We start from the raw sequence: 17,032 nt of genomic DNA on the forward strand, positions 1-17,032 counted from the left end.
AGAAATGTTTATAGAAAACATTTATTTTGAAATAAATTTATCTAAAATAGAAGTTTTTGGAATTATTCTCTTATGGCTAAAATTTATATAGATAGTAAAATGTACAATGTTAATGAATCAGATAATTTATTACAAGCTTGTTTATCAGTAGGAATTGATATTCCTTACTTCTGTTGGCATCCTTTATTAGGAAGTTTAGGGGCATGTCGTCAATGTGCAGTCACACAATATAGTAGTTTTGAAGATTCTAAAGGTCGATTGATTATGTCTTGTATGACTCCGGTGACTAATGGAGCCATAATATCTATTAAAAGCACTGAATCAGAAGTCTTTAGAAGTGCTATTGTAGAACTTTTATTAACAAATCATCCACATGATTGTCCAGTATGTGAAGAAGGTGGTCATTGTCATTTACAAGATATGACTGTAATGACAAAACACAGTATACGGAAATATAGATTTCAAAAAAGAATACATAAAAATCAATATTTAGGACCATTTATTAAACATGAAATGAACCGTTGTATTGCCTGCTATCGTTGTGTTCGGTACTATAATGACTATGCAGACGGTCTTGATTTTGGAGTCTATGGCTCTAATAACAGTATTTATTTTGGTCGCGTAGAAGATGGAATCTTAGAAAGTGAACATTCAGGTAATTTAATAGAATTATGTCCTACCGGCGTATTTACAGATAAAACTCATTCTAAAAAATATAATCGTAAATGGGACATGCAATACGCTCCAGGAATATGTCAGAATTGTAGCGTTGGATGCAATATTAGTATTGGAGAACGTTATGGTGAAATACGTCGAATAGAAAACAGATATCATGAAAATATAAATCACTATTTAATTTGTGATCTTGGTCGTTTTGGTTATTCACAGACTAGTTTACATCAGCGACCAAAACAACCTACATATATTAATAATAATAATTTAACTGTATTAAATTTTAATGAAGCTATCAAAATTGGAGTTGATTTTTTTAAAAAATATAAACGTGTAATTGGAGTTGGTTCCGCTAGATCAAGTATAGAAAATAATTTTGCATTGCAAGAACTAGTAGGAAAAGAGAATTTTTCTAATGGAATGTCTAAAAAAGAGCAAGCATGTATTAAATTGATTTTAGAATGTTTAAAAAACAATGATATATATATTCCATCCTTAAAAGAAATTGAAAGTTATGATGTAATTTTAGTTCTTGGAGAAGATCTAACACAAACATCTGCTCGTGTTGCTTTAGCTGTACGTCAAGCAATTAAAAGAAGGGTTCAAGAAATAACAAAACTACATGGAATACCAAAATGGAATGTTTCTTCTAATATTCACATTTCAGAAAAATTTAAAAATTCTTTATATATTATGCATACACATGAAAGTAAATTAGATAATATTTCTGAATGGTCTTATTTTGCTCCTATTCATAAACAAGTAGATTTAGCATCTGCTATTGCTTATAAATTAGATAAAAGTCTACCAAAAGTTTTAAATTTAAGTTCTGTATTAAAAGAAAAAGCATTATTGATTGCCAATCGGTTAATTTCATCTAAAAAAACATTGATTATTTCTGGTTCGCATTCTTTTAGCGATGCTATTATACAAGCATCTATAAACATAGCTAAAGCCATTAAAACGAATACCATTCATCACCATGTTGGTGCCACTTTTTTAACATCATCTTCTAATTCTTTAGGTGTAGAATTATTTGAAGGCATGTCTATAGAATGTGTGTTAGATGAATTTAAACAAAAAAAAGCAGATGCTATAATTTTTATGGAGTACGATTTATATCGTGTTCTATCTGAAAATTACTGTAATCATTTCTTAAAAAATAAAGAAAATATAATTACTATAGATCATCAGTATACAGAGACTTACAAAAAATCTGCATTATCTTTACCTGCAACAAGTTTTACTGAAAGTTCTGGAACAGTAATAAATTTTGAAGGAAGAGCTCAGCGTTTTTTTCAAGTTTATGATCCTAATTTTTATGATAAAAAAAATTGTCTTTTTGACAGTTGGAAGTGGTTACACTTTATTAAGTCAAAAATTGATAATACAAAAATATGTTGGTTCAATTTAGATGATATAATAAATGCTTATTCTAAAAAATATTCGTTTTTTGAAGAAATACCAAAAAAAGAACTGTATTCTACTTTTCGTATTCATGGTCAAAAAATTGCTCGATCTCCTATTCGCTCTAGTGGACGAACATCTTTACGTGCTAATATTGATGTTCATGAACCTTGTCAACCTAAAGACAAAAACACTATGTTTGCATTTTCTATGGAAGGATACAATCAACCTCATGCTTCTGTATCTCATATTCCTTTTGCTTGGTTTCCTGGTTGGAATTCGCCTCAAGCATGGAATAAATTTCAGATAGAAACAGGTAAAAATTTAATATCTGGTGATTCAGGAGTACATATTTTCAAAAAAAATAATAGTAAAAAAGATATTTATTCAAATTTAGTTGTTAAAAATTTTGTTAAAGAAAAATTCTGGAATGTAATTCCTTATTATCATCTTTTTGGAAATGAAGAATTAACTCAGTACTCTTCTACTATACAAGAAAACATTCCTTTAGAATATGCTTTAATTAGTCTATCAGACGGAATTAAATTAGGTTTGCGAAAAGATTCTATAGTAGAATTTAACTGTTTAAATAAAGATTATCGTTTAGCAATAAAATTATCTAAATATTTAAGTGAAAAACAAATAGGTTTACCTATTGGAAGACAAGGTTTTCCTGCTGCTCTTGTTGGTGAAAAAATTAAATTTTTACAGGAATTCATTAAATGATTTCGTTAGAAACAAATGCAATTAAAATAATTTTTTGTTTTTTAAAAGTTATTTTTATTTTAATTTTAACAGTATTTTCTGGGGCTATGTTAAGTGTTATTGAACGAAGATTATTAGCCCTCTTTCAAAATAGACATGGACCCAATCGAGTTGGTTGGATGGGAAGTTTGCAATTATGTGCTGATATGATTAAAATTTTATTTAAAGAAGATTGGATTCCTCCTTTTAGTAGAAAATTTATTTTTATTTTATCACCAGTAATAGCTTTTACTTCTTTATTATGTGTCATTCCTATTATTCCTTTTACCTCTGATTTCGTTATTATTGATTTAAATATAGGAATTTTGTTTTTTTTAATGATGGCTAGTTTATCTGTTTATTCCATATTATTTGCTGGTTGGTCTAGTAATAATAAGTATGCATTATTGGGAGCAATGCGTGCGTGTGTTCAAACGTTAAGTTATGAAGTATTTTTAGGTTTGTCATTGATGGGTGTAGTAGCTCAGTCAGGATCTTTTAAAATATCTGATATTGTAAATAGTCAAAAGGATATTTGGAATATTTTTCCACAGTTTTTTGGCTTTTTAACTTTTTTTGTAGCAGGTTTAGCCGTTTGTCATCGACATCCTTTTGATCAACCTGAATCTGAACAAGAATTAGCTGATGGTTATCACATTGAATATTCAGGAATGAAATTTGGTTTATTTTTTATTGGTGAATATATTTCTATTATTACAATTTCATTATTAATAGCAACTATTTTTTTTGGTGGTTGGTTTGGTCCTTGGATTCCTAGTTTTTTTTGGCTTTTTTTAAAAACTATTTTTTTTATTTTTATTTTCATTTTAATTCGAGCATCATTACCAAGACCGCGATATGATCAAGTGTTGTTTTTTGGATGGAAATTTTGTTTGCCGTTAACATTATTAAATTTATTTTTAACTGCTTTTTTTGTCTTGTTAAAAGTTTTATAAGAGATTTTTTTATTTATGATATTAAAAAATATTATTGTTGGATTATTTACGCAAATAAGAACTATTTTAATGATTGGCGTAAATATTTTCTCTAAATCTGAAACTAAATTATATCCAGAAGAAAAAGTCCATCTTGCTCCTCGTTATCGAGGACGTATTATTTTGACTCGTAATATAGATGGACAAGAACGTTGTGTTGCCTGTAATCTATGTGCTGCAGTTTGTCCTGTTGATTGTATTTCTTTGCAAAAATCCGAAAAAGTTAGTGGTCGTTGGTATCCAGAGTTTTTTAGGATCAATTTTTCTCGTTGTATATTTTGTGGTTTATGTGAAGAGGCATGTCCTACAGCTGCAATACAATTAATACCTGATTTTGAATTATCTGATTTTAAAAGAAAAGATTTAGTATATGAAAAAACGGATTTATTAATTTCAGGTCCAGGCAAATATCCAGAGTATGATTTCTATGATTTTTCTGGTGTAGCCGTGAAAGAAAAAAGAATAGGTAATTTAAATGTTAATGCCAAGCCTATTAATGTAAAAGATTTATTGCCATAAGGAGATTTTTATGGAATTTGTTTTTTATATATGTTCTTTTGTAGCAGTAATATCTACTTTTTTTGTAATTATTCAAAAAAATGCAGTATATTCTCTGCTGTACTTGATAATTTCTCTTTTATCAATATCTGGTGTTTTTTTTTCTCTTGGAGCTTTTTTTGCTGGTTCTTTAGAGGTTATTATTTACGCTGGAGCTATTATTGTTTTGTTTGTCTTTGTTATCATGATGCTTAATACTAGTAATGAATACGATCTGAAAGAAGAAAATTATTTAAAGCCTTCTTTTTGGATTGGACCTAGTATTTTATCATTAATATTACTTTCGTCTATGATTTATGCTACATTTTTTTTAAAAGATAAAACAATACGTGGATTATTAATTGATTCAAAAATGGTGGGTGTAAATTTATTTGGTCCTTATGTACTCTTAGTTGAATTATCTTCCATTCTTTTACTATCTGCATTGATTGTTGTTTTTCATATTGGAACAGAAAAAAATTATAAAAATAGATCTTTATAGTCAATTAATGTTCATTAAGGATAATAATTCATGATTTCTTTATTTCACGGGTTATTTCTATCATTAATATTATTTATGCTAGGTTTAACATCTTTAATTGTTCGACGTAATATATTATTTATATTAATTAGTTTAGAAATAATGATGAATGCTGCTGGATTAGCGTTAATAGTAGTTGGTAGCTACTGGCATCAAGCAGATGGTCAAATAATGTATATATTTGCTATTACTTTAGCTGCATCAGAAGCTAGTATAGCTTTAGCATTATTACTTCAACTTTATAGACGTAAGAAAACATTAAACATTGATGTTTTAAGTGAGATGAATAGATGAATATTATTTTTCTCATAACTTTTTTTCCATTAATTGGGTTTTTATTTTTATCTTCTATGCAAGGTGTTATTTCTAGAAAAAATACATCAAGAATCGGTATATTTTCTATATTTGCATCATTTTTTATAACTTGTTTTTATGGTATTAGTATCATTAAAAATAATGATCAAGTTTTTACTCAAATATTGTGGAAATGGTTATCTATTAATGTATTAAGAATTAATTTTGGTTTTATTTTAGATGGATTATCTTTAAGTATGTTGTTTGTAATTACAGGTGTTGGGTTATTGATACATATTTTTTCTTCTTGGTATATGAGACATAAAGAGGGTTATTCACGTTTTTTTGCATATACTAATTTGTTTGTAGCAAGTATGTCAGTTTTAGTACTTGCCGATAATTTTTTATTCATGTATTTAGGATGGGAAGGAGTTAGTGTATGTTCTTATTTGCTCATTGGTTTTTATTATACTGAATTTAATAATAATCGTTGTGCTTTTAAAGCTTTTATTTTAACTCGAATTTCTGATGTTTTTTTAATGATTGCAATATTTTTAATATATAGAGAATATAATACTTTTGATTTTCAACAAATTAAATTGTTATCAAATCTTTTAAATACAGGAAATATTTATGACCTGAATGTTATTACGTTATGTTTATTATTAGGCGTAGTTGGAAAATCAGCACAGTTGCCTTTACAAAATTGGTTGTCTGATGCAATGGTTGGTCCAAGTCCTGTTTCAGCTTTAATACATGCAGCTACTATGGTAACAGCCGGTGTGTATTTAATTGCACGAACACATTTTTTATTTTTATTAACTCCTGATATATTATATCTTGTAGGACTGATTGGTATATTAACAATATTAATTTCTAGTTTTTCTGCTCTAGTTCAAAATGATATAAAACGTATTTTAGCTTATTCTACGATGAGTCAGATAGGATATATGTTTTTAGCTTTAGGAGTTAAAGCGTGGAGTGCAGCAATTATGCATTTAATTACGCATGCGTTTTTTAAAGCATTATTATTTTTATCTGCAGGATCATTGATCCTATCATGTAAAAATGAAAAAAATATATTTAAAATGGGTGGTTTACGTAAACAATTACCTTTTTTATATATTAATTTCATAGTAGGAGGTTTATCTTTAATTTCTTTTCCTTTAGTTACAGCTGGATTTTATAGTAAGGGCAATATTTTATTTAGTGTTTTACATAGTGGTTATATTAATTTTTTTTTAGTTGCTTTATTTTGTTCTTTTTTAACAGCACTTTATACATTCAGAATGATTTTTATTATTTTTCACGGAAAAAATATTCATAAAGTTACTTCATCTAATAGATTAGGACATAATATTCCATTATTTATTCTTTTATTATTTTCTACTGTATTTGGTTCATATCTATCACCACCATTATTAGAAGTATTTCCTTTGTCTAATTTATTAACAGATGATAAATTCGTATTTGAAATAATATGCAGTGTATTATCTATATCAGGAATATTTTTATCTTATTATTTTTGGATTAAAAATACATATTGGCTTAATAAAATTTTTGAATTTAAATTTATAAGACATATATATTATTTTTTATTAAAAGGATGGGGTTTTGATTGGTTTTATAAAACATTTTTCATAAATTTTTATTTGCGTGTATCTAAAATGTTATCTTGTGATCCATTAAATAAAATTATTAATTATTTTTTTAAAATCATTCAGATATGTAATTTTTATTTATTAAAAACAAGTAGTGGTTATATAAGATGGTATGCAACTTCAATCATATTAGGTATCAATTTAATATTTATATTAATTTTATTTTATTGGTTCAATTTAAAATAGTTTTTTTATTAATAAGTTTATATTGTTATAAAAACAAAAAACAATTCCATTGATTAAATAGTCATAGTGAATAATAGGGATATAGATGTAATGTTACTTTCTTTGTTAATTATCATTCCGTTTTTTAGTGGTTTTTTTTCTTTTTTTTCTTATAGATTTCATAAAAATTTTCCTCGTTGGATCGCATTATTAGGAATAATTTTAATATTATTAGTTATCATTCAAATATTTTATCAAGAAAACTATCATTTTTTTCAAATCAAAGAGTATCCTCATTTAGATTGTCAATTAATTATACCTTGGATATCAAGATTTGGTATTGAGTTTAATATTGCGATTGATGGCTTCTCTATTATAATGCTCATTTTTTCTGCTTTATTATCTATAATAGCAGTTTTATGTTCATGGAATGAAATTAAAAAAAATCAAGGTTTCTTTTATTTAAATTTTATGTTTGTTTTAACTGGTATTATTGGTGTTTTTATTGCTTTTGATCTTTTTTTATTTTTTTGTTTTTGGGAAATTATGTTGTTTCCAATGTATTTTTTGATTGCATTATGGAGTGATCAAACTGAAAGTAATAAAAATTATCTTGCTGCTAATAAATTTTTTTTATATGGACAAACTTCTGGTTTAATATTGTTGTCATCTATTTTATTATTAGTTTTTAGTCATTATCAAGATACAAATGTATTAACTTTTAATTATAATTTATTGATTAATGCACCAATTAATAGATATATAGAATATATAGTCATGATAGGTTTTTTCTTGTCATTTGCTATAAAAATGCCTGTAGTTCCATTTCATGGATGGTTACCAGATGTACATTCTCAATCGGTTTCTTGTGGTACAGTAGAAATTATTGGTGTTTTATTAAAAACTGCCCCTTATGCTCTTTTAAGGTATAATTTAGTTTTATTTCCTTTTTCAACAGGAAAGTTTTCTTTTTTTGCAATGTTTTTAGGTCTTTTTACTATATTTTATGCATCTTGGCTTGCTTTTTCACAAACAAATATTAAACGATTGATTGCTTATTCTTCTATTTCGCATATGGGTTTAATTTTAATAGCTATTTATAGTAATAGTGAAATAGCACTGCAAGGAGTAGTCATTCAAATATTGTCTAATAGTTTAACTACTGCCGCTTTATGTATTTTGTCTGGTCAACTTTATAAACGTTTTAAAACTCAAGATATCAATGATATGGGGGGTTTATGGCACTGTATTTATTGGATTCCAGGATTTTCTTTATTTTTTTCTCTTGCGAATTTAGGAATTCCTGGAACAGGAAATTTTGTTGGTGAGTTTTTAATTTTATCTGGTATATTCCAAGTTTTTCCATTGATATCTATATTAGCAACAATAGGAATTATTTTTTCGTCTATTTATTCTTTAAATATGATGCAAAAAATTTTTTATGGTCCATGTAAGAGAAAATTTTCTATTTTTTTTGTAAATAAACAAGAATTATGGACAATAATAGTATTAATTTTAATGTTAATTTTTTTAGGTTTAAATCCACAAAAAATTATAGATATTTCATATAATTCTATACATAATATTCAAAAAGAATTGAATAATTCTACTTAAAGATAAGGTTGTAATTAGTAATGATAATAAATTTACAACAATTAACAGCGATGCTACCTTTGTTGATTATAATATTCACTGCAGTGACAGTCATATTATCTATTTCTTATAATCGAAATCACTTTTTTATTGCAGTGTTTAGTATACTAGGTTTTATGTCTACGTTTTGTTCACTATATTTATTAACTAAGATCATTCCTTTAGATATAACTGTTTTATTTCATATTGATGGTTATTCTATTTTATATATTGGAATGATTGTGATTTCTAGTATCTGTACATGTGTTTTTGCATATCCATGGTTGCTTAAATATCCATTCAATAAAGAAGAATTCTATTTATTACTAATAATTTCAAATCTGGGAGCTATGTCATTAATTATATCTAATCATATGGCATCATTTTTTATTAATATTGAACTATTATCTTTACCGATGTTTGGTTTAATTGCTTATTCTAGTTACCAAAAACATTCTTTAGAAGCATCGTTTAAATATATTATTTTATCAGGTATTTCATCTAGTTTTTTATTATTAGGCATTGCATGGATTTATGCTATTTCTGGTAATCTTGATTTTTTATCTGTATATGACATATTTAAAATTGCATCTAAAAATGAAATGTTAGTTATACTATTTGGAATTAGCATGGTGCTTTTATCATTATTTTTTAAATTATCTATTGTGCCATTTCATTTATGGACTCCTGATATTTATCAAGGAACACCTGCTTCAGTGTTATCTTTTTTCTCAACAACCGGTAAAATTGCTATTTTTAGTGTATTATTGCATTTTTTATCACATATTTCCGATGTAGATAATAAAATATTGTATTTTATATTATCATTAATTACTATTTTTTCTATATTATTCGGTAATTTAATGGCTCTTTTCCAAGAAAATATTAAAAGACTTTTTGGATATGCATCAATATCTCAAATAGGGTATCTTTTAATAGTATTTTTAGGATCAAATAAAAATTATTTATTTTCTTTAGAAACTAGTGCGGTATATTTATATAGTTATTTATTCAGTAATATAGCATGTTTCGGTATTATTAATCTAATTTCTAATTCACATAAAAAAAATAATGCTAATGCAATACATTCATATCAAGGATTATTTTGGTCACAGCCACTTTTATCTGGTTTGTTTACTTTAGTCTTGCTTTCTTTAGCAGGTATTCCAATGACTTTAGGATTTATTGGGAAATTCTATATATTATCAATAATTATGAAAGAGCATCTATGGATAATAGGTTTTTCTTTCCTTATTGGCACTTTATTAGGTTTGTATTGTTATTTAAGAATTATTTTAAATTTATATCTAAATCCGCCGAAATTGTTAAAAAACGATTTAAATATATCTAGAAATTGGTTTTATACCCCTTCCGGAATAGTAATATGTATTTTGGGAATGATATTATTAATATTAGGTATATATCCAAATCCATTGATTAGTTTAGTTAAATTAGCCATATAATATTAGCTTTTAAAATATATCTAGTATAATATTATATAAATTTTTTTATATGTCGTTACTTTAGAATACTTTTTTTTCTTGATTTTAATAATTTCTATTATAGATAATTATATTTGTAAGAAAAAAAATAAAAAATATTTAAAATATTCTTTTATTTATAATTTTTATTGGTTTTTTTATCGTTGTTATTTTTTTTTATTTTTTGATATGTATTTTTTAAAAATAAAAATAGTTCAATTTCTGATTCGAATATTATATTATTTTATACTAATTATTTATTAGAAATATTACTCTGCCAATAAATAGATGATATTTTTATATAGTTTTTTATTTTACGATCTTTTAAAATACAAATAAATTTTCAAAAAAAAAGTATTATCTTATGGTATATAGGCACTGTGACATTTCGTTCTATAACAATTTTTTATGTGAAGATATTTTTTTTAAGTAGCACTAGTTATTGTATTTATTTCGTTTGTTATTCGTATTAAAAAACTTGAAATTTATTTATTTATTTTAAATAAAACCGATTTAATTAAAAAAATATTTGAATACCTTGAATTTCTAATTTCTTGAGGATTAGTAAAGATGTTAATAATAAAAAATTTATTGTTATAAATGAAAAATTTTGTATAACTCTTTTGTTATTATCTTTAATTACAATAGAGTTAACTGATATTATATTTGAAGTAGATAGTGTTCCTGCTATTTTTTCTATAAATAATGATTTTTTATTATATTTTCTTATAATATTTTATCTATACTAAGTTTAAGATCAATGTATTTTTTTTATCTAGTATTATAGAGAAAATTTCTATGATTAAATAATAAATTATCAATTTTTTAAATATTTATTAGATTAAAAATGATTTTCAAAAACTTCTTTTTTTATTACAATATTTATTACTTTTTTGCATTAAAAACTTTAAATGTTATTTTATAATATAAAAAATAATAAGAGTAACATGACTAATAAAAATTGTTCTTTTTCTACATGGCTTAAAAATTTAGAAAAATTAGATAGAAAGAAAATATACAATCTTATTGAATTAAAATCTATTGCAAAAAAATTAGATTTATTAAATTTAACATCTTTTATTTTTACTGTTGCTGGAACTAATGGAAAGGGAACAACCTGTGCAATGTTAGAAAGATTATTATTAAATTCAGGTTATCAAGTAGGACTCTATACTTCTCCTCATCTTGTAAATTTTGTAGAAAGAGTTCGAGTTAATGGATTGGTTCTGAATGAATCAGAGCATGTGTGTGCTTTTCAGAATGTAGAATCAGCGAGAAATAATATCTCATTAACTTATTTTGAATTTATTACACTTTCCGCATTAATTTTATTTAAAAAATATGCATTAGATATTCTTATATTGGAAGTAGGATTAGGTGGGAGATTAGATGCTACTAATATTATAGACTCTAATATATCTATAATAACTAATATAGGAATAGATCATACTTCTTTTTTAGGGGCAGACCGTAACAGTATTGCACGTGAAAAATCGGGTATTTTTAGAGCACATAAAATTTCTGTAATTGGAGAGACCGATATTCCTGATTCTGTGTATGAAATAGCCAAAGAAAAAAAAACAATATTAAAAACAATTAATACAGACTGGTTATGGAAAAAAAAAGATAATTATTGGGATTTTATTCATTCAAGAGTTCAATTATATAATTTACCTATTACTCGAATACCATTATCAAATGCAGCTACCGCATTATCTGCTCTGTATTATTCTAATTTAAAAATTAATGAAAAAGTTATAAGACAATCTATTTCTAAAATTCAATTATCAGGTAGATTTCAAGTGGTTTCTACTTGTCCTTATGTTATTATTGATGTGGCTCATAATCCTGATGCGGCTTTTTATTTGTCAAAAAAAATAGATGAAATTAATGTCAAAGGAAAAATATATGCAGTTGTAGGAATACTAAAGGATAAAGATATTTTAGGTATTATTAATCCATTAAGAAAAAAAGTTCATTATTGGTTTACTGCGCCTTTAAAAACCATTCGAACAGCTAGTAAAAATCAATTAAAAAATATTTTTCCGATATACAATACATCTGTTTTAAATAGTATCAATGAAGCTTATAAGAAAGCATTGATATTAGCAGAAAAAGAAGATGCCATTATAGTTTTTGGTTCTTTTATAACTATTTCAGAATTTCTTTCCTCAGAAAAAAAAATATAAGAAATATAATTTTGGAAAAATCTATGTTTTTATTAGATTACGTTATTATTTTAACTTTAATTATTTCATTTTTTTTCGGTTTATTTCGAGGTTTTTACAAAGAAATCATTTCTTCTTTTTTTTGTTTTTTTAATTTTTATTTTTTTTATAAATATAATTATTTTACTTCTTTTTTTGAAAATGCAATTCAAAATGTTTTTTTAAAAAATAAAATTTTAATATTAATTATGATTATTTTTTTTTTATTTTAAAAAAACTTTTGTATTTTTTTATAAAAAAAATAATTACGGCAGTAAAACTTTCTTATTATAACATTTATTTAGGAGGTTTATTTGGAGTTTTCCGTGGTATATTAATAGTTTTTTTTTATCTTTTTATTTTTAGTTATTTTAATCGAACTGATTATAATTATTATATCAATAATTCTATATTAATTTCTTTTTTTTTAAAATATAAAAAGTATTTTTTATTTTTTTTGAATGTGTTTTAAAAACTAAGCACATTATTTATATCAATATAAAAAATTATAGTGTGCTTAGAATTGAAAATATTCAAATAAAATATTTAATGTTCAAACATAGCAGAAATAGATTCTTCATTACTAATACGTCTTATTGCTTCTGCTAACATACCCGCTAAGGTCAATGTGCGTACGTTTGGTAGTAATTCAATTTTTTCTGATAATGGAATTGTATCGCATACAACTACTTCATCTATGACAGAATTTTTTAAGTTTATTGATGCATTTCCAGAAAAAACAGGATGTGTTGCATATGCAAAAACTCTTTTAGCCCCTCTTTCTTTTAGTGCTTCTGCAGCTTTACAAAGAGTTCCTCCTGTGTCTATCATATCATCTACTAGAATACAATCACGATTGGCTACGTCTCCAATAATATGCATAATTTGAGATACATTAGCACGGGGTCTTCTTTTATCAATAATTGCCATATCGGTATCATAGAGTAGTTTAGCAATTGCTCTAGCTCTTACTACTCCGCCAATATCAGGAGAAACAACAATCGGGTTTTTTAATTCCCTTTGAAGCATATCTTCTAAAAGAATTAAGCTACCAAAAACATTATCAACAGGTACATCAAAAAAACCCTGTATTTGTTCTGCATGTAGATCTACTGTTAAAACACGATCTACTCCAATACTAGACAAAAAATCTGCTACTACTTTTGCTGTTATAGGAACTCGTGCCGATCTTACTCTGCGATCTTGACGAGCGTATCCAAAATATGGTATGACTGCAGTAATTCTACCGGCAGAAGCTCTTCTTAAAGCGTCTACCATTACAACTAGTTCCATTATATTGTCATTAGTAGGAGAACAAGTAGACTGAATGATAAAAACATCTCCACCTCTTACGTTTTCATTTATTTGCACACTTATTTCACCATCACTAAATCGACCGACTGCTGCCTTTCCTAAATTAATATATAATCGATTTGCAATAAATTTTGCTAGTTTTGGAACAGAATTTCCAGAAAAAAGTTTCATGTCAGGCATAAAAAACCTTTTTGTATTTAGTATTATTTTATATATTTAATTATAATATGTTTTATTTTTAATATTTTAATAAATACATTTATATCAAAATATTTTTTAGTTAAAAAAATATATATTTTTTTTTATAAAGAGTTCTATGCAACGGTGAAATATTAACGCTTTTTGCTATAAATCCTTGCATGTTATTAGGTAGCAAGGAAAAAATTTTTTCTGCAGATTTCTTGTCATGAAATTCAGAAAAAATACAAGATCCTGTGCCAGTCATTCGTGAAGGTGCATACAAAGATAACCTTGAAATTAATTTTTTTATTTGAATAAATTGTCTTTTTGCTATATTTTCAAAATCATTACTAAAAGGTTCTTTTAATAATACTTCGATCGATTTTTTAGGAGTATTACTGATTAAAAATGGACTTGAAAACATATTCTTTGTTGAAATTTTAATATAAGGATAAATAACTAGATACCATCTTTCTTTTTGTGTAATCGGATATAATATATCTCCTATTCCTTCAACAATAGCTGTATTTCCCATAATAAAACCAGGTACATCTGCTCCTATTTCAAGACTGAATAAAGCTAGTTCTTTTAATGTATATTCTATGTTCCATAATTTGTTTAATACTACTAGAGTAGTTGCGGCATTAGAAGAACCTCCTCCTAGTCCACTACCTATAGGTATTTTTTTTTTAAAAATATTTTAGCTCCATAATTAAGATTATGCAACTTACCGTGAAATAGCGCTTTTTCTTTTAATAATTTAGCTGCAATAATAACACTATTTTTTACGTTTAAAATATTTTGTTTTTCAGTAAATAATTCGATACGACCTGTTTGATTAGGAATGATTTTTAATGTGTCACCATAATTAAGAAATTGAAATAATGTTTGTATATTATGATATCCATCTTTACGTGCACCTGTTACATATAAAAACAGATTAATTTTTGCAGGAGATAACCATGTATGAACCATTTTGATTTATATTTATTAAGTTGAAATATTTTTTTATATTAGTTTTGATCGAAATTAGAATGAAAGTATTTAAAATGATATACTTATTGTAGTATAGATATTTTAATTTTTATAGTTTTTAATAACTATTAAATAAAAAAATATTTTTTTATGTTTTTAATTAGATTAATAATACATTATTTAATTTTAATTAAAAATTATTTTTAGATGATACTAATTAATAGAAGGATTTTATGAATAATTCTATTTTAAAAAAATTAAAATCTTTACGAAATCGTTATCAAGAAATTGAACTTATGCTTACTCAGAAAAATATTATTGCAAATCGTGATCAATTAAAAAATTTATCTAAAGAATATTTAAAACTTTCTAAAATTATAAAATATTTTATTGAATGGGAAAAATTAGAGATTGATATTAAAAATATTCATATTATGTTAAATGATGTAGAAATGCAGGATATTGCTGAGGAAGAATTATATATTTGTAACAAAAAACAGAAAATTTTAGAAGAAAAAATAAATCGATTATTATTACCTGAAGATCCGAATGATAAACATAGTTGTTTTATTGAAATTAGATCAGCTACAGGAGGCGACGAATCTTCTATTTTTGCTGGCGAATTATTTAGAATGTATACTCGATATGCTGAAAATTGTTTATGGAAAGTAGAAATAATGAGCAGTAGTGAGAGTGAAAAAGGAGGATTTAAAGAAATAATTGCAAAAATTACAGGAAAAGGTGCATGTGGTCGTTTAAAATTCGAATCAGGTGGTCATCGTGTACAAAGAGTACCAGAAACAGAATCACAGGGAAGAATTCACACATCTACTTGTACTGTTGCTGTTATGCCTGTAACTCCTAAAGCTGAAAAAGAAGTAATTAATTTTGCCGATTTAAAAATTGATACTTTTCGTTCTTCTGGTGCAGGAGGACAACACGTCAACACTACTGATTCTGCTATTAGAATTACTCATATTCCTACTGGTAACGTAGTGGAATGTCAAGATGAGCGTTCACAACATAAGAATAAAGCAAAAGCTTTATCGATCTTATCAGCACGTATCTATGCTGCTACATTAGAAAAAAAACATCAAGAAAACTCTTCTATGAGAAAAATTTTATTAGGAACTGGTGAAAGATCAGATAGAAACAGAACCTATAATTTTCCTCAAAATAGAATTACAGATCATAGAATTAATCTTACTATTTATAAATTAGATGAAGTATTACAAGGCAGATTGAATCTACTCATTGATCCGATAACTCAAGAATATCAAGCAGATATGCTTTCTTCTTTATCTAGATTAGAACTATGAATATTAAAAGATGGATAAAAAAATCTATTAATAAATTATCTTATGTAGATAATCCTAAATATGAAGCTGAATTTTTACTCAGTTATGTTTCAAAAAAAACACGTAGTTTTATCATAAGTTCTGATTATATTGAATTGACTCGCAAACAATATAAATACTTAAATTATTTAGTTTATCGTAGATCTTTAGGAGAGCCTATCGCTTATATAATCAAAGAAAAAGAATTTTGGTCTTTGTCTTTATCTGTTTCATATGATACTCTTATTCCAAGACCTGATACAGAAATCTTAGTAGAACAAGTGTTATCTAAAATTGAAGGAAATTCTACTTGTATTCTTGATTTAGGTACTGGATGCGGAGCTATTTCTTTGGCTCTAGCAAGCGTTTGTAATGATTGGAACATTATTGGTGTTGATAAATCAGAAAAAGCTATTGCAATAGCTCAAATTAACGCAGTTAAATTAAATTTTAAAAATGTTTCTTTCTTTTATAGTGATTGGTTTTCAAATATAAACCAACAATTTAATATTATTGTGAGTAATCCACCGTATATTAGTAAAAAGGAAATTAGATTTTTTAAAAAAGATATTTTTTTTGAACCATTTGATGCTCTTATATCTGACAGTCATGGACTATCAGACATTGAAAACATAATCAAACAAGCTAAAAATTATTTATTGTATGGAGGTTGGTTGTTAATAGAACATGGATGGCAACAAAAACTAAAAGTTCAATATTTGTTTAAAAAATATCATTTTTTTGCAATAGAATCTTATCAAGATTATGGAGGAAATGATCGTGTGACCATTGGAAAAAAAATATAACAAATAAAAATTTTTAATATTTTAAAATTTTTATGAAAATAAAAAATGTTATATTAACAAAAATTAAAAAAAATGTTATATTTT

The 17,032-nt window shown here is 25.4% G+C and carries 14 protein-coding genes and 1 pseudogene; 13 read left to right on the top strand and 2 right to left on the bottom strand.

Going from position 1 to position 17,032, the window contains the following annotated elements:
- Nucleotides 1-72 precede the first annotated feature (72 nt).
- The 11 genes from nuoG to BAKON_RS00860 all read left to right on the top strand — a co-directional run bounded on the left by nuoG (nt 73) and on the right by BAKON_RS00860 (nt 12,808).
- A complete protein-coding gene (nuoG, locus tag BAKON_RS00800; RefSeq protein WP_014499319.1) occupies nt 73-2,805 on the top strand; it encodes an NADH-quinone oxidoreductase subunit NuoG in 2,733 nt (910 codons plus the stop codon).
- Nucleotides 2,802-3,779 carry an NADH-quinone oxidoreductase subunit NuoH gene (gene nuoH / locus BAKON_RS00805; RefSeq protein ID WP_014499320.1) on the top strand — a complete coding sequence of 326 codons (978 nt, stop codon included), beginning with the start codon at nt 2,802-2,804 and terminating at the stop codon, nt 3,777-3,779. The genes nuoG and nuoH overlap by 4 nt, the downstream gene beginning before the upstream one ends.
- A gap of 15 nt (nt 3,780-3,794) precedes the next feature.
- Complete coding sequence (nuoI, locus tag BAKON_RS00810; protein WP_014499321.1) at nt 3,795-4,337, top strand: NADH-quinone oxidoreductase subunit NuoI; 543 nt, start codon at nt 3,795-3,797, stop codon at nt 4,335-4,337.
- A gap of 10 nt (nt 4,338-4,347) precedes the next feature.
- Nucleotides 4,348-4,857: an NADH-quinone oxidoreductase subunit J gene (gene nuoJ, locus BAKON_RS00815; protein WP_014499322.1), complete on the top strand. Its 510-nt coding sequence runs from the start codon at nt 4,348-4,350 to the stop codon at nt 4,855-4,857.
- Nucleotides 4,858-4,887: 30 nt separating this feature from the next.
- Nucleotides 4,888-5,190: an NADH-quinone oxidoreductase subunit NuoK gene (nuoK, locus tag BAKON_RS00820; protein WP_014499323.1), complete on the top strand. Its 303-nt coding sequence runs from the start codon at nt 4,888-4,890 to the stop codon at nt 5,188-5,190.
- Nucleotides 5,187-7,037 carry an NADH-quinone oxidoreductase subunit L gene (gene nuoL, locus BAKON_RS00825; protein ID WP_014499324.1) on the top strand — a complete coding sequence of 617 codons (1,851 nt, stop codon included), beginning with the start codon at nt 5,187-5,189 and terminating at the stop codon, nt 7,035-7,037. The genes nuoK and nuoL overlap by 4 nt, the downstream gene beginning before the upstream one ends.
- A gap of 90 nt (nt 7,038-7,127) precedes the next feature.
- Nucleotides 7,128-8,630 carry an NADH-quinone oxidoreductase subunit M gene (nuoM, locus tag BAKON_RS00830; protein WP_014499325.1) on the top strand — a complete coding sequence of 501 codons (1,503 nt, stop codon included), beginning with the start codon at nt 7,128-7,130 and terminating at the stop codon, nt 8,628-8,630.
- 20 nt (nt 8,631-8,650) lie between these two features.
- Nucleotides 8,651-10,111 carry an NADH-quinone oxidoreductase subunit N gene (locus tag BAKON_RS00835; RefSeq protein ID WP_014499326.1) on the top strand — a complete coding sequence of 487 codons (1,461 nt, stop codon included), beginning with the start codon at nt 8,651-8,653 and terminating at the stop codon, nt 10,109-10,111.
- A gap of 572 nt (nt 10,112-10,683) precedes the next feature.
- A complete protein-coding gene (locus BAKON_RS03335) occupies nt 10,684-10,878 on the top strand; it encodes a TerC family protein (protein ID WP_044005632.1) in 195 nt (64 codons plus the stop codon).
- Nucleotides 10,879-11,076: 198 nt separating this feature from the next.
- Nucleotides 11,077-12,318, top strand: a complete 1,242-nt coding sequence (gene folC / locus BAKON_RS00850) for a bifunctional tetrahydrofolate synthase/dihydrofolate synthase (RefSeq protein WP_014499327.1) — start codon at nt 11,077-11,079, stop codon at nt 12,316-12,318.
- 259 nt (nt 12,319-12,577) lie between these two features.
- The gene (locus BAKON_RS00860; RefSeq protein ID WP_264357802.1) at nt 12,578-12,808 is read left to right on the top strand and encodes a CvpA family protein; all 231 of its coding nucleotides are present in this window, start codon (nt 12,578-12,580) and stop codon (nt 12,806-12,808) included.
- A 74-nt stretch (nt 12,809-12,882) separates the two neighbouring features.
- On the opposite strand, the gene BAKON_RS00865 is transcribed toward BAKON_RS00860, so the two are convergent.
- Both BAKON_RS00865 and ispE read right to left on the bottom strand, forming a co-directional pair.
- On the bottom strand, nt 12,883-13,830 hold the full coding sequence (locus tag BAKON_RS00865) for a ribose-phosphate pyrophosphokinase (protein WP_014499328.1): 948 nt from the start codon (nt 13,828-13,830) through the stop codon (nt 12,883-12,885).
- A gap of 100 nt (nt 13,831-13,930) precedes the next feature.
- A pseudogene (ispE, locus tag BAKON_RS00870) lies at nt 13,931-14,805 on the bottom strand (4-(cytidine 5'-diphospho)-2-C-methyl-D-erythritol kinase).
- 233 nt (nt 14,806-15,038) lie between these two features.
- On the opposite strand from ispE, the gene prfA reads away from it, so the two are divergent.
- Both prfA and prmC read left to right on the top strand, forming a co-directional pair.
- Complete coding sequence (gene prfA / locus BAKON_RS00875) at nt 15,039-16,124, top strand: peptide chain release factor 1 (RefSeq protein WP_014499329.1); 1,086 nt, start codon at nt 15,039-15,041, stop codon at nt 16,122-16,124.
- Nucleotides 16,121-16,948, top strand: a complete 828-nt coding sequence (gene prmC, locus BAKON_RS00880) for a peptide chain release factor N(5)-glutamine methyltransferase (protein ID WP_014499330.1) — start codon at nt 16,121-16,123, stop codon at nt 16,946-16,948. Before prfA ends, prmC begins: the two co-directional genes overlap by 4 nt.
- Nucleotides 16,949-17,032: the final 84 nt, after the last annotated feature.

The organism is Buchnera aphidicola str. Ak (Acyrthosiphon kondoi) (assembly GCF_000225445.1).
Classification (GTDB): domain Bacteria; phylum Pseudomonadota; class Gammaproteobacteria; order Enterobacterales; family Enterobacteriaceae; genus Buchnera; species Buchnera aphidicola_A.